Raw genomic sequence first — 13,407 nt, 5'->3', positions numbered from 1 at the left:
CTCCATATATCCCTTTTTTCTATAGCTGTCCGTCACCATGATTGGATTATTTATCTTGAAAAGAGGTGGTTGGGGCATGGTCCGCTATATAGCGAGTAAGTTTTTTTACATGCTGGTCTCGTTATTCATTTTAATTACGGTGACCTTCTTTCTGATGAAGGCAATTCCCGGAAATCCGTTTGCCTCAGAGAAGATGAACCCGGTGATCAAAGAGCGGCTGGATGAACAATACGGTTTTGATAAGTCGGTACTAGAGCAGTATGTTCGGTATCTTGGCAACCTGTTGCAGGGCGACCTGGGCGTTTCTATGAAAATGATTAACAAAGATGTGACCCAGCAAATTGGAGATACATTAGGTCCTTCTCTTCGATTGGGTCTTATCGCCATTATTGTCTCCTCCATAGTAGGGATTGCTTTGGGGATGCTAGCGGCACTCTATCACCGAAGGCTCATCGATCATGCAGCTATGGTGGCCGCGGTTCTAGGAATTGCGGTACCCAGCTTTGTCATTGCTTCACTGCTACAGTATTTTCTAGGGCTCAAAGCAGGCATGTTTAACGTGATGGGCTTAAAGGGTCCCCTGGATTACGTTCTCCCGGCCGCTGCTCTGGCTGCGCAGCCTATTGCTTTTATCGCCCGGCTAACCCGATCGAGCATGCTGGAAGTACTGCATGCCGATTATATTAAGACCGCCAGAGCCAAAGGGCTGAATTGGTTTACAATTCTATCCCGTCATGTGGTCAGGAATGGGATTCTGCCGGTGGTAACCTATTTGGGGCCAATGACAGCGAATGTCATTACCGGGTCGGTGGCGATTGAGCAGATCTTTGGCATTGGAGGATTGGGTAAAGTGTTCGTGAACAGCATCAGCAATAGAGATTATACCGTTATTATGGGCGTTACTATTTTCTATGGCGTAATCTTGATGCTTGCGCGCTTCCTGACGGATGTAGCTTATGTCTTTATTGATCCTAGAATCAAGCTGAGTCAGAGGAAGGAGGGATGAGCATGGGGGTCCGCAATGATTTGGTTCTTACGCCTCAGGATTTCGAAAAGGTAGGTCCGGATGACAAGCAGTCGGAACGGATTGAGAGAGAGAGTCTATCCGCCTGGCGGGATGCATGGGGGCGCTTACGGCAGAATAAGCTGGCGATGGGGAGCCTGCTGCTGCTGATCTTTATTGGTGCAATGGCTCTGGCTGGCCCTCTGATCACATCTTATAATTACGAAACGAACGATCTGTTGAATACCAACCAGCCCCCTTCTCTTACCCACTGGTTTGGAACCGACGATTTAGGGCGCGATATGTTCGTGCGTACCTGGATGGGGGCGCGAATATCGCTGACTATAGGAATCACTGCCGCCCTGATCGACTTAATTATCGGTATGATCTACGGCGGAATTATGGGCTATGTAGGCGGAAGAACCGATGAGATTATGAACAAATTCGCAGAAATCCTCTACTCCATTCCCTACATTCTTGTAAGCATTCTCTTGCTGGTGGTGATGAAACAGGGGCTCGGTACTATTATATTGGCTTTAACGATTACGGGTTGGATCAATATGTCCTGGATTGTAAGAGGCGAGATCATGAGGCTCAAAAATCGGGAGTTTGTGCTCGCATCCCGTTCACTAGGGGCAACGAATGCAAGTCTACTATTCCGGCACCTGCTGCCCAATGCAATGGGTCCAATAATTGTGACCCTAACTTTGACCGTCCCTAATGCGATTTTTGCTGAAGCCTTCCTCAGCTACCTTGGACTCGGCGTTCAGGAGCCCATCTCCTCACTGGGATCGATGATTAGCTCTGCGCTGTCGGGATGGATGCTGTATCCATGGAGAATGCTGTTTCCGGCCGTTCTTATCAGCTTGATCATGCTTGCCTTTAATATTTTCGGAGACGGGCTGCGGGATGCACTCGATCCAAAGTTGAAAAAATAAGGAGGGCTTAAAGTGGAGCCGATTTTAACGGTTAAAGATTTGCACGTCTCTTTCTTTATCCGAGGGGGGGAAGTGCAGGCGGTTCGCGGAGTTAACTTTGAGGTGGGCAAAGGCGAAACGGTGGCGATCGTAGGAGAGTCGGGCAGCGGGAAGAGTGTCACCGCACAGACGATAATGCGCCTGCTCCAATCGCCTCCGGCAAGGATTAAGCAGGGAGAAGTGATGTTTCAAGGACAGAATTTGCTTACTAAGACGGAAAAGGAAATGGAGTCCATCCGGGGAAAAGATATCGGCATGATTTTCCAAGATCCGATGACTTCCCTAAATCCTGTTCTCCGGGTGGGAAGACAGATTACGGAAGGTCTTATCAAGCACCAGCGGCTTTCCCCTTCTGAAGCTAAGAGCAAAGCCATTGAGATGCTAGGGCTTGTAGGCATCAAAAATCCGGCAATTCGCTATCATCAATATCCGCATGAATTCTCGGGAGGGATGCGTCAGCGGGTAATGATCGCCATCGCGCTGGCCTGTCGCCCGGCCCTCTTGATTGCGGATGAGCCGACGACTGCGCTGGATGTAACGATACAGGCGCAGATTCTCCATGTGATGAAGGAAATGCAGAAGCGGCTTGGAACCTCTATTATTATCATCACGCATGATTTAGGCGTGGTAGCCGGTATGTGCGACCGCGTTATCGTAATGTATGCCGGGGAAATTGTTGAGACGGGGACGAAGAGGGAGATTTTCAAATATCCGCAGCACCCTTATACCCGCGGCCTTCTGCGCTCACTGCCGCGTTTGGATCAGAAGCGGAGCGAGCCGCTGGTTCCGATTATCGGAACCCCGCCGGATTTGCTTCATCCGCCGATAGGCTGCTCCTTTGCGGCCCGTTGTGAGCATGCTATGAAGGTATGCGCCAAGCATAGCCCGGATGCTGTCCGCTTCAGTGAGACTCAGGCAGCCAGCTGCTGGCTTCATCACGCTCTGGCGAAGGAGGCGAAGAGCTCATGAATACACCTCTTCTAGAAGTGGACGGGTTGCGGAAATATTTCAATCTTGGCAAAGGCCGTGTGCTTAAGGCGGTTAACGGAGTCAGCTTCTCTATTAAGCAAGGGGAGACCTTGGGCCTTGTGGGGGAGTCAGGCTGTGGAAAATCGACAGCGGGTAGAACGATCCTTAGGCTGTATGAGCCAACGGCTGGAAGCGTGCGTTTTGATGGGACGGATATATTTACATTGTCGCCCGGTAATATGAAGCAAATGCGCCGGGATATGCAGATGATCTTTCAGGATCCCTATGCTTCCTTGAACCCCCGCTTCACGATAAGCGATATCATTGGCGAGGCCCTTGATATTCATAAACTGGTGGGAAGCCGGAAGGAACGTAAGATGCGGATTGGGGAGCTGCTGGATTTGGTAGGTCTGAATCCGGATCACGCTACAAGATATCCGCATGAATTCTCAGGAGGGCAGCGGCAGAGAATTGGCATAGCTCGAGCTCTTGCGGTCAATCCGAAATTCATCATTTGTGATGAAGCGATCTCGGCGCTTGATGTCTCCATTCAGGCGCAGATTGTGAACCTGCTGCAGGATCTTCAAAAAGAATTGGGGCTTACCTACCTGTTCATAGCCCATGATCTTTCGATGGTTAAGCATATTAGCGACAGGGTTGCCGTCATGTATTTGGGGCAAATCGTAGAGCTTGCCTCAAGCGTTGAGCTCTATGCCAATCCGGTTCATCCTTATACGCGTACCTTGTTGTCGGCTATTCCGATCCCTGATCCGGATGTTGAAGAGAGCAAGTCCTTTGTATTTCCGGAAGAAGGCATGGCCAGTCCTATTCATACCGATAAGGAAACGGCAGCAGCAGGGGATGATCCTTATCGTTTGAGCGCTTCGGAGCTGGTTGAGGTATCGGAAGGACATTGGGTCGCTATGACAATGTAAGTAAGTTCATAATGAATAGATACTAATAAACTGCCGCTTGCGGCGGTTTTTTTAGTAAATTCTTTGACGGAAATATTCTGCTCCGGTACAATCAAGGGAGGTTGTATGGAGACAGGAGGCAATGACTGAAATGGAAGTAAGGGATGAGCCGATATCATCTCAGCAGCCTTTAGCTGCTGCATTGATCTCGGATTTTGCCCGTGTTGGGCATCTATATGGAAATGATCCAATGAAGCTGGACAGCTGGAAGGCGAGAGCAAAATGGCTGGACGCTTCGGTACGAGAGCGAATTGATCGAAAGGCGGTTGTTCACCGTCTTCGCGAATATAACGCCAAATATAATCATTATGAGGCTGTAGCCCGGTCGTTAGACCGCCTGGAGCAGGAGGGGACTAGTGTTATTGTAGGTGGCCAGCAGGCCGGCTTGTTCACGGGTCCGCTGCTTGTGATATACAAAGCAATCACGATTATCCAGGCAGCAGCCGAGGCGGAGAGAGAACTTTGCCGTCCGGTTGTTCCGGTATTCTGGATTGCGGGCGAAGATCATGACTGGGACGAGGTCAATCATGTTTATATGCTGTCCGGTGATCTTCAGCTAAACCGCATCCGGGCCCGCCGTCAGGATGATATTCGCACACCTGTAAGCTACACGAAGCTCAGTGATGAGGAGTGGTCCCGCGTGATCAGTGAGCTGGCTGAATGTCTGCCAGACTCCGAGATTAAGCGTGAACTGCTGGCCGAGCTTCAAGAAAGCGTTGGCGGGACTTTGACTGACAGCTTTGCGAAGCTGATGGGGAATTGGTTCGGACGCTATGGCTTGATCTTGATGGATTCTGCCGACCCTGAGCTGCGCCGCTTGGAAGCCCCTGTGTTCGAGAAGCTGATTACCCGGAATCAGGAACTCAGATTGGCCTACCTTGAGGCGGCGGATCAGGTGAGAGCGATGGGGCATGAGCCTCAGGCTGACGTAGCGGAAGATGGGGTAAACCTCTTCTACATACATGAAGGAGAACGTCTGCTGCTCTTTGAGAGCAAGGGACGGTTTGGAGACCGTAAGGGAATCGTATCCTTTACCCCTGAAGAGTTGGTCGAGCTGCTTCAGAAGCATCCCGACAGGTTCAGCAACAATGTGCTGACCCGCCCTCTGATGCAGGATTCTTTGCTTCCGGTGCTGGGTACGGTGTTGGGAGCAGGGGAGATTGCCTATTGGGCCCTGACCAAAGGAGCATTCGAGGTGTTAGGCCTTCAAATGCCGCTCCTTCTGCCGCGGATGTCCTTCACTATAGTTGACAGTACAGTCCAGAAGAATATGGAGAGATACAATCTTTCCTTTGGAGATGTGAAGACGGGATTGCAGGCGAAGAAAGAGGCTTGGTTGGCTGAGCAGGTCGAGGTTGATCTGGATCGCCGTTTTCTTGAGGTGAAATCAGCCTTTGAGGCGATCTATGAGCCGCTGATTTCTGAACTGGGCAATTTGGAGAAAGGTCTGCTCAAGCTGGGGGCGACTAACAAAGAGAAAATCACCCAGCAAATGGACTTCTTGCGGGGGCGAGCTAAGGACGCTGTAACGAGAGCCCATGAGACGGCGTTGAGGCATTGGGACTTAGTGGGGTTATCCCTATACCCGCAAGACAAGTTGCAGGAACGCGTATATAATGTATTTACCTACATCAACCGATATGGATATACATGGATCAACACTCTGATGGAGCTTCCTTACCGAGCGGATGGAAGCCATCGGCTAATTTTGTTATAGGAGGATGCAATAGTGACTACAAATACAAATGCCTTGAAGAATAGTATTGTTAAGGATATGGGGCTGGCTCCTGAAGGACATTTGAAGATTGATTGGGTCGAGGCGCATATGCCGGTGCTGAACCGCATTCGTGAGCAATTCGAAGCCGAGCAGCCTTTTAAAGGGCTTAAAGTTACGATTTGTTTGCACCTGGAAGCCAAGACGGCATATCTTGCCAAGGTCGTTCAAGCCGGTGGAGCTGAAGTTACCATTACCGGAAGCAATCCGTTATCGACGCAGGATGACGTATGTGCAGCATTGGTAGAGGACGGGATCACAGTGTTTGCGAAATATGATCCCGAGCCTGAGGAGTACAAACAGCTTGTTCGCAAGTCGCTGGAATCCAAACCTGATCTGATCATCGATGACGGTGGGGATTTGGTGACCCTGCTCCAGTCTGAATGCCCTGAGCTTGGCGTTAACATCCGCGGAGGTGCGGAAGAGACGACGACGGGCATTATAAGATTGAAAGCTCTGAATAAAGAAGGCCGCTTACAATTCCCTATGGTCGCCGTTAATGACGCTTACTGCAAGTATCTGTTCGATAACCGCTATGGAACCGGTCAATCCGCTTGGGATGGCATCATCCGGACGACGAATCTTGTTGTAGCTGGCAAGACGGTGGTCGTTGTGGGTTACGGCTGGTGCGGCAAAGGGGTGGCTATGCGTGCGAAAGGGCTCGGCGCAAATGTCATTGTGACAGAAGTAGATGCCATCAAAGCGGTTGAAGCCCATATGGACGGCTTCCATGTGATGCCGATGGTTGAGGCAGCCAAGCAGGGGGACTTCTTCATTACGGTGACAGGCAACCGTTACGTTATTGCCGGAGAACATTATGATGTCATGAAGGACGGTGCGATCCTGGCCAATGCCGGTCATTTTGATGTGGAATTCAGCAAGCCTGACCTTGCAGAACGCAGTGAATCCATTCGTACGGTCCGCAAAAATATTGAAGAGTATCGGCTCAAGGACGGCCGTAAAATTTACGTGTTGGGCGAGGGACGTCTAGTAAACCTGGCTGCTGCCGACGGACATCCGGCTGAGATCATGGATACCACCTTCGCACTTCAAGCGCTCTCGCTAAAATATGTGAATGATCATTATAACGAAATCGGCAAAACGGTGGTCAATGTCCCTTATGAGCTTGATGAGCAGGTTGCCCGGTATAAGCTGGAGAGCTTGGGGATCGGGATTGATACCTTGACCGAAGAGCAAAAAATATACCTGGACAGCTGGCAGGCTTAATCTTCATATATAAGAAGTACAGCAAGGCTCTTCATCTCACTCTGAGATGAGGGGCCTTTTTCGTGTTTATCCTCAAATTACCAATATTTTTTTGTAAACCAAAGAAGGATTTGACGCATAGCCGAAGAATAAGTATTCTTTATAAAGTGGTGGAAAGTGGCACGAAGTGGTGGGAAGAGGGTAAGGAGTGGGTGCTTCGATGTTTATGGGGGAATTCCAACATAGCATTGACGACAAAGGCCGGATTATCATTCCGGCTAAATTTCGCGACTCCTTGGGCACCTCGTTTGTTGTGACCCGCGGCTTAGACCAATGCCTCTTTGTCTACCCTATGGATGAATGGAGCATCATGGAGAGCAAGCTTAAGTCACTCTCGTTGATGAAATCCGATGCCCGCGCCTTTACCCGGTTCTTTTTCTCTGGTGCAACCGAATGTGAATGGGACAAGCAGGGAAGGGTAAATTTGCCGGCTAATTTGAGACAATATGCCAAGCTGGAGAAGGAATGTGTCGTTATAGGCGTTTCGAACCGGGTGGAGATCTGGAACCGCGAGGTGTGGGAACAATATTTCGCCCAGTCCGAGGATTCATTTAACGAAATTGCCGAGAAGCTGGTTGATTTTAATTTTGATTTATAAAGTCTGGAGGTTTGCAGCTTGTTTCATCACATCACAGTGCTAAAAGAGGAAGCGACATCAGGGCTGCACATTAAGCCGGGCGGCATTTACGTGGATTGTACTCTCGGCGGTGGCGGACACAGCTCCGTGATTTTGTCGCAGCTCGGCCCGTCCGGAAGGCTGATTGCCTTCGACCAGGATGATTGGGCCTTGGAGAACGCAAGAGAACGATTGAAAGACTTTGAAGGCCGTTATACGCTCGTGAAGAGCAATTTCCGCGATTTGGAGCAGAAGCTGCTGGAAATCGAGGGAGTTCCTCAAGAAGACGGCATTCCGCAAGTCGATGGGATTCTGTTCGATTTGGGGGTCTCTTCTCCCCAGTTCGATGAAGGCGAGCGGGGATTTAGCTACAATGCGGATGCGCCGCTGGATATGCGCATGGACCAGTCAGCGGAATTAACCGCACGTGACATTGTTAATGAATGGCCGGAGAAGGAGATCGCCCGCATTCTTTTTCAGTACGGGGAAGAGAAGTTCTCCCGCAGAATTGCTAAGGTGATTGCAGAGCGTCGAAAGGAGGCGCCTGTCGAGACGACCGGTGAACTCGTGGAGCTCATTAAGGAAGGAATACCTGCTGCTGCGAGGCGGACGGGAGGCCATCCGGCCAAACGCAGCTTTCAGGCGCTTCGCATCGCCGTAAATGATGAGCTTGGAGCCTTTAAGGAGGCGCTGCATCAATCGGTACGCTGTCTGGCTCCGGGTGGTAGAGTGTCTGTGATTACTTTTCATTCCTTGGAAGATCGTCTGTGCAAGCAAATCTTTGCAGAGTATGTAGAGAAATGTACCTGTCCGCCGGATTTTCCGATGTGTGTATGCGGGGGGAAAGGGACGCTTAAGCTGATCAACCGTAAACCGCTGCTTCCTTCGGAACAAGAATTGGAACAGAACTCCAGAGCGCGTTCAGCCAAATTGCGCGTAGCTGAGAAATTGCCAACGATAGCGGAGGATAACTGATATGGCTTATACGAGAGGGAATTTAGCGGTTAAAGAAAGAGCGACTGAACGCGTACATGGCGCGCCGAAATACCGGGAGACAACCAAGGTGGTTACCCGGCGCAGCGGTTTGCCTGCTAAGGAGAAGCTTCTTTATCTTATGACCTTGGCTTTTATAATAGTTGTGGGCGGGGCCATTATATGGCGCAATGCTCATTTATACGACCTCAAGATGCAGATTCATAAAGCGGAAAGCAAGATTAAGGAAGCGAATCTCGAATATTCCGAGCTGTCTGTGCGTAAGCAGAATCTCTTGGAGGCTATTCCTGAAGAGGCCCGAAAGCTTGGCTATGTTACCCCTGAACATGATGGAATTATGATCCAGTCTAATTCCTCTTCTGCAGGTGTGGAAGATGTACCGGCTTCGGCTAAGAAATAAAGGATAAAGAGGGTAGAGAAATGACAAGGAGAATAAAACTTCGGACATTACTCATAGGGGGACTAACCACCCTCTTTTTTGTTGTATTGATAACCCGAATCTTCTGGATTCAGATTGTCAGCGCTGATTTCTGGCAGGATCATGCCAAAACTCAGTGGTCCAAGGAGCTGGATCTACCTGCTTCACGGGGAACGATTACCGACCGGAACGGGGATGTGCTGGCAGAGGACATTCCTGCATATACGGTGGCTATTAATCCTAGGATTATTACGAAGTATGGGATCCAGCAGGAAGTGGTTGAGGGCCTTCACAAGTTGCTCGGCAAACCAGAAGGCGAATTGCTCAAGCTGATTAATGCCAAGACGAAAGATGGCAAGTTGTACGGTCAGCGTGAGGTTCGTAATGAAGGTTGGAAAATCGATCTCGATTTGAAAGATAAGGTGGAAGCTTTCGCAGAGCAGCTGCGGAAGGAGAAGAAGATTCCTGATTCGGGCATTATACTAATTCAGGAAGAAAAGCGCTATTATCCTAAGGAATCCTTGGCCGCACATATTCTCGGTTATACCGACCGGGGCGGGAATGCGGTGACAGGCCTTGAGAAGGAGTACGATGAGGACCTGAAAGGCCACGACGGAATACTTCAGTACGAAGCGGACCCGAAAGGGGTTCATGTGCCTAAAGCAAGCGAAGTATACCAGCCGGCCAAGGACGGCAAGAATATCCAGCTTACGATTGATGATACGATTCAGCAATATATTGAGAATGCGATGAAGGAAGCTTATGCCAAGCTCAACCCGATCAGTATGACCGTCATTGCGGCCGATCCAAATACGATGGAGATTCTTGGTCTAGCTAACATGCCGACATTCAATCCGAATACGTACTATGACAATGTTAAGCAAGAGAACTTCTTCAATCATGCAGTGCGGTCGCAGTATGAGCCGGGCTCCACGTTCAAAATTGTAACGTTGGCTGGGGCGGTCCAAGAAGGGGTGTTTAATCCTGATGAGAATTATATGTCCGGATCCATCCATGTACCGGGAGGTACTCTTCACGATATCAATCGCTACGGATGGGGGCCCATTAGCTTCCTAGAGGGAGTTAAACGGTCCAGTAACGTAGCTTTCGTCCAGCTTGGTTATAAGAAGCTTGGAGAAGAGAAGTTTGAACACTATGTTAAGGATTTTGGTTTTGGCCAAAAGACTGGAATTGAACTTCCTGGTGAGCTGCCCGGCCAGGTAAGTATGCACTATCCGATTGAATATGCAACAGCTACCTATGGACATGGTCAGCTCCTGGTTACACCGATTCAGCAGGTCGCTGCTGTAGCCGCCGTGGCGAACGGAGGTAAGCTTATGGTGCCTCATATTATCAAGTCTATTACTGATCCAACAACAGGCAAGACAGAGAGTACCGAACCTAAAGTCGTTCGCCAGGTCATTTCTCCTGATAAGGCCAGAGAGGTCGGCAGCTATCTGGAGCAGGTGGTCGCAGACCAGAAGATTGGAACCGGACGGCATGCCTATATTGAAGGGTACAGGGTAGCAGGCAAGACGGGGACGGCGGTTAAACCTATCAACGGGAAGTATGACTACACGAAACAGGTCGTCTCATTTATTGGCTATGCGCCTGTGGATGACCCGAAAATACTCGTACTGGTCGTCATTGACCAGCCGCAGAATTCAAAACTGGGAGGCGGTACGGCTGCTGCTCCAATTTTCAAGCAAATTGTAAGCCAGGTTCTCCCCTATATGGGAGTCGCTAAAGAAACAACAGATGCCGACTCTAAGAAGGATAAGAAGTCCCAAACGCTTATCAAGACGCCTCCTATGACGGGCTTGTCCTTGAAAGAAGCCTCCTCCCGCCTGAGAAATCAAGGCCTTGCCTATGAAACCTTAGGCAAAGGGGACAAGGTGGTCTCTCAGTACCCGAAGGAGGGTTCGGATATGACGGTTGGCCAGCAAATTTATTTGCTGACAGAGGAAGGCAAGAAGATGCAGGTTCCCGATCTGACCGGACAATCACTGAGGGATGCCGTAGAAATTCTCAATTTAATGCAGGTCAAAGTTACGGCAAGTGGGGAAGGGTATGTCATCAGTCAGAAGGCTACCCAAAATAAGGATGGTACGAGAACCGTGGCGTTAACGCTGGAGCCGCCGAAGACAGAGGCTGAGCTTAAGGCAGAGGCAGAGCAGGCCAAAGCTGAAGCGGACAAGGCTAAGGAAAATACAGAGCAGAAGTCAGAAGATTCTAAGAACGATTCCCAGGGCGTCGATTCGAAAGAATCCTCAGAAACTTCTACTCCGGCGGGATAGCTTGTTCTAACCTCCTCTCAATCTGAATAGCATGGTACAAGCAGCAGCGGATGTATACTTTCCAGCAAGGGGAAGCGAACATCCGCTGTACGCGCCATTGCTCAGAGAGAAAGGGGAAGGCGTACGATGAAGATTTCTGCAATGACAGTCAGAAGAAGACTGCTCTGGCTGCTGATCCTACTGTGTCTAATGTTTGGGGCGCTCGTCGTCCGTTTAGCCTATGTTCAGTTAGGGCAAGGTGAGGAACTCTCGGCCAAGGCGGAGGAATCCTGGCGAAGAAATATTCCTTTCTCGGCCAAGCGCGGGGAAATTATGGATCGCAATGGTACAGCACTTGCTTATAATGTAACGACACCAACCATAATGGCGATTCCTGCTCAGGTGAAATCCCCTGAAGAGACGGCTAGCAAGCTTGCTCCGCTTCTAGATATGACTCAGGAGAACGTGCTTAAGATCATTAAGAAGAGGCAGTTAATAGTACGTTTACAGCCCGGCGGACGCAAAATTACGATGGAGAAGGCACAGAAGATTCGTGATTTAGCTTTGCCGGGTATTGTTGTTGCCGAAGATAACAAAAGGTATTATCCTTATGGAGGTCTTGCCGCACATATTCTTGGTTTTACGGGGATTGACAATCAGGGGTTAACCGGTGTGGAGAAGGTCTATGATAAATCCCTGACCGGGATGAACGGAAGCATCTCTTTCCTCTCAGATGCGGGAGGCCGGCTGATGCCTGGTTCCTCCGAGAAGTATGTAGAGCCCAAGGATGGGCTTACGCTCCAATTAACCGTAGACAAGTCCATTCAGAGCATTATGGAGCGTGAACTGGATGATGCGATGGCGAGGCTTAATGCGGACGGTGCATGGTCTATTGCGATGAATCCGAAGAATGGAGAGATTCTCGCGATGGCCTCTCGGCCTGGATATGAGCCAGCCAATTATAGAGATTATGCTTCAGAGGTTTACAATCGTAATCTTCCAATTTGGATGACATACGAGCCCGGTTCAACCTTTAAGATCATTACGCTGGCTTCTGCACTGGAAGAGAAGAAGGTGGATCTCCTGAGGGAACACTTCTTCGATCCGGGCTATGTGAAGGTAGCTGGAGCTACGCTCCGCTGCTGGAAGAAGGGCGGTCATGGAAGTCAGACTTTCCTGCAGGTTGTGGAAAATTCCTGCAATCCGGGCTTTGTAGCCCTGGGGCAGAGGCTTGGCAAGGAGACACTTTTCAAGTATATTAAGGACTTCGGATTCGGAAGTAAGACAGGAATCGATCTGGGCGGAGAGGAAAACGGGATATTGTTCAAGCTGTCCCGGGTGGGTCCGGTAGAGCTGGCCACTACCTCATTCGGCCAAGGCGTATCTGTAACGCCGATTCAGCAGGTGGCGGCGGTGTCTGCCGCGATTAATGGCGGCAATCTGTATAAGCCACATGTTGCCAAGGCTTGGCTGAATCCGGAGACCGGTCAGACGGTGGAGGAGATTAAGCCGGAGCTTGTTCGAAGGGTCATTTCCGAAGATACGTCCAAGCAGATTCGTATGGCGCTGGAGAGTGTTGTAGCGCAGGGGACGGGCGGCAATGCCTTCATTGACGGCTACCGCGTTGGCGGCAAGACAGGGACTGCGCAAAAGGTCGTGAATGGACGGTATTCGTCGAGTGAACATATTGTCTCCTTTATTGGCTTTGCCCCGGCAGACGATCCTCAGATCGTCGTATATACAGCGGTCGATAATCCTGAGGGAATTCAATTCGGAGGTGTGGTTGCAGCGCCAATCGTCAAGAATATAATGGAAGATTCTCTTCAATATCTGGGAGTTAAGCCGCGAAAAGATCAGGTTGGCAAAAAATATAAATATGGCGAGACGCCGGTTGTGACTGTGCCTGATTTGATTGGTCATTCCGTTCAGGATCTATACGAAGATATGAATATGAATTTTACACTAGCTAAATCGGGTGCGGGGAATGTAGTTGTCAGCCAATCTCCTAAAGCCGGAGAACGCGTGGAGAAAGGTTCAACGATCCGGATCTACATGGGCGGCGAATCGGAGATTGAGCTGGATAAGAATCATAGCCATTAACCGGCTCTTATGATAAACATGTACGTACTATAATTGATGCA

Annotated in this window: 11 protein-coding genes; all 11 read left to right on the top strand. The window is 49.9% G+C overall.

Annotation, left to right across the window (positions count from 1 at the left end; genetic code table 11):
• Positions 1 to 76: 76 nt before the first annotated feature.
• The 11 genes from DCC85_RS14875 to DCC85_RS14825 all read left to right on the top strand — a co-directional run bounded on the left by DCC85_RS14875 (position 77) and on the right by DCC85_RS14825 (position 13,366).
• A complete protein-coding gene (locus tag DCC85_RS14875; RefSeq protein ID WP_108466303.1) occupies positions 77 to 1,006 on the top strand; it encodes an ABC transporter permease in 930 nt (309 codons plus the stop codon).
• 2 nt (positions 1,007 to 1,008) lie between these two features.
• A complete protein-coding gene (locus DCC85_RS14870; RefSeq protein WP_108466302.1) occupies positions 1,009 to 1,941 on the top strand; it encodes an ABC transporter permease in 933 nt (310 codons plus the stop codon).
• 12 nt (positions 1,942 to 1,953) lie between these two features.
• On the top strand, positions 1,954 to 2,949 hold the full coding sequence (locus DCC85_RS14865; RefSeq protein WP_108466301.1) for an ABC transporter ATP-binding protein: 996 nt from the start codon (positions 1,954 to 1,956) through the stop codon (positions 2,947 to 2,949).
• Positions 2,946 to 3,884, top strand: coding sequence for an ABC transporter ATP-binding protein (locus DCC85_RS14860; protein ID WP_108466300.1), 939 nt, complete (start codon positions 2,946 to 2,948; stop codon positions 3,882 to 3,884). The genes DCC85_RS14865 and DCC85_RS14860 overlap by 4 nt, the downstream gene beginning before the upstream one ends.
• A gap of 130 nt (positions 3,885 to 4,014) precedes the next feature.
• Positions 4,015 to 5,640, top strand: a complete 1,626-nt coding sequence (gene bshC / locus DCC85_RS14855) for a bacillithiol biosynthesis cysteine-adding enzyme BshC (protein WP_108466299.1) — start codon at positions 4,015 to 4,017, stop codon at positions 5,638 to 5,640.
• Between the two features lie 12 nt (positions 5,641 to 5,652).
• Positions 5,653 to 6,924 (top strand): adenosylhomocysteinase, encoded by a 1,272-nt coding sequence (locus DCC85_RS14850; RefSeq protein ID WP_325048384.1) that lies wholly within the window; start codon positions 5,653 to 5,655, stop codon positions 6,922 to 6,924.
• Between the two features lie 199 nt (positions 6,925 to 7,123).
• Complete coding sequence (gene mraZ / locus DCC85_RS14845) at positions 7,124 to 7,561, top strand: division/cell wall cluster transcriptional repressor MraZ (RefSeq protein WP_108466298.1); 438 nt, start codon at positions 7,124 to 7,126, stop codon at positions 7,559 to 7,561.
• Between the two features lie 18 nt (positions 7,562 to 7,579).
• Positions 7,580 to 8,554, top strand: a complete 975-nt coding sequence (gene rsmH / locus DCC85_RS14840) for a 16S rRNA (cytosine(1402)-N(4))-methyltransferase RsmH (RefSeq protein ID WP_108466297.1) — start codon at positions 7,580 to 7,582, stop codon at positions 8,552 to 8,554.
• A gap of 1 nt (position 8,555) precedes the next feature.
• Positions 8,556 to 8,972 (top strand): hypothetical protein, encoded by a 417-nt coding sequence (locus DCC85_RS14835; RefSeq protein ID WP_199909927.1) that lies wholly within the window; start codon positions 8,556 to 8,558, stop codon positions 8,970 to 8,972.
• Positions 8,973 to 8,992: 20 nt separating this feature from the next.
• Entirely contained in the window at positions 8,993 to 11,287 is a 2,295-nt protein-coding gene (locus DCC85_RS14830; RefSeq protein WP_108466296.1) for a penicillin-binding transpeptidase domain-containing protein, read from the top strand.
• Positions 11,288 to 11,413: 126 nt separating this feature from the next.
• Positions 11,414 to 13,366, top strand: coding sequence for a stage V sporulation protein D (locus tag DCC85_RS14825; RefSeq protein WP_108466295.1), 1,953 nt, complete (start codon positions 11,414 to 11,416; stop codon positions 13,364 to 13,366).
• The last annotated feature ends 41 nt before the right edge of the window (positions 13,367 to 13,407 follow it).

It is taken from the genome of Paenibacillus sp. CAA11, from assembly GCF_003060825.1.
Taxonomy (GTDB): Bacteria; Bacillota; Bacilli; order Paenibacillales; family Paenibacillaceae; genus Fontibacillus.
The sequence above is the reverse complement of the archived record's forward strand: the minus strand, read 5'-3'. Positions and strand labels throughout refer to the sequence as shown.

Excerpts from the sequence above, each read along its gene's own strand:
- DCC85_RS14875 (WP_108466303.1), top strand. The coding sequence starts at position 77 with ATGGTCCGCTATATAGCGAGTAAGTTTTTTTACATGCTGGTCTCGTTA.
- DCC85_RS14870 (WP_108466302.1), top strand. The coding sequence starts at position 1,009 with ATGGGGGTCCGCAATGATTTGGTTCTTACGCCTCAGGATTTCGAAAAG.
- DCC85_RS14860 (WP_108466300.1), top strand. The coding sequence starts at position 2,946 with ATGAATACACCTCTTCTAGAAGTGGACGGGTTGCGGAAATATTTCAAT.
- bshC (WP_108466299.1), top strand. The coding sequence starts at position 4,015 with ATGGAAGTAAGGGATGAGCCGATATCATCTCAGCAGCCTTTAGCTGCT.
- mraZ (WP_108466298.1), top strand. The coding sequence starts at position 7,124 with ATGTTTATGGGGGAATTCCAACATAGCATTGACGACAAAGGCCGGATT.
- DCC85_RS14835 (WP_199909927.1), top strand. The coding sequence starts at position 8,556 with ATGGCTTATACGAGAGGGAATTTAGCGGTTAAAGAAAGAGCGACTGAA.
- DCC85_RS14830 (WP_108466296.1), top strand. The coding sequence starts at position 8,993 with ATGACAAGGAGAATAAAACTTCGGACATTACTCATAGGGGGACTAACC.
- DCC85_RS14825 (WP_108466295.1), top strand. The coding sequence starts at position 11,414 with ATGAAGATTTCTGCAATGACAGTCAGAAGAAGACTGCTCTGGCTGCTG.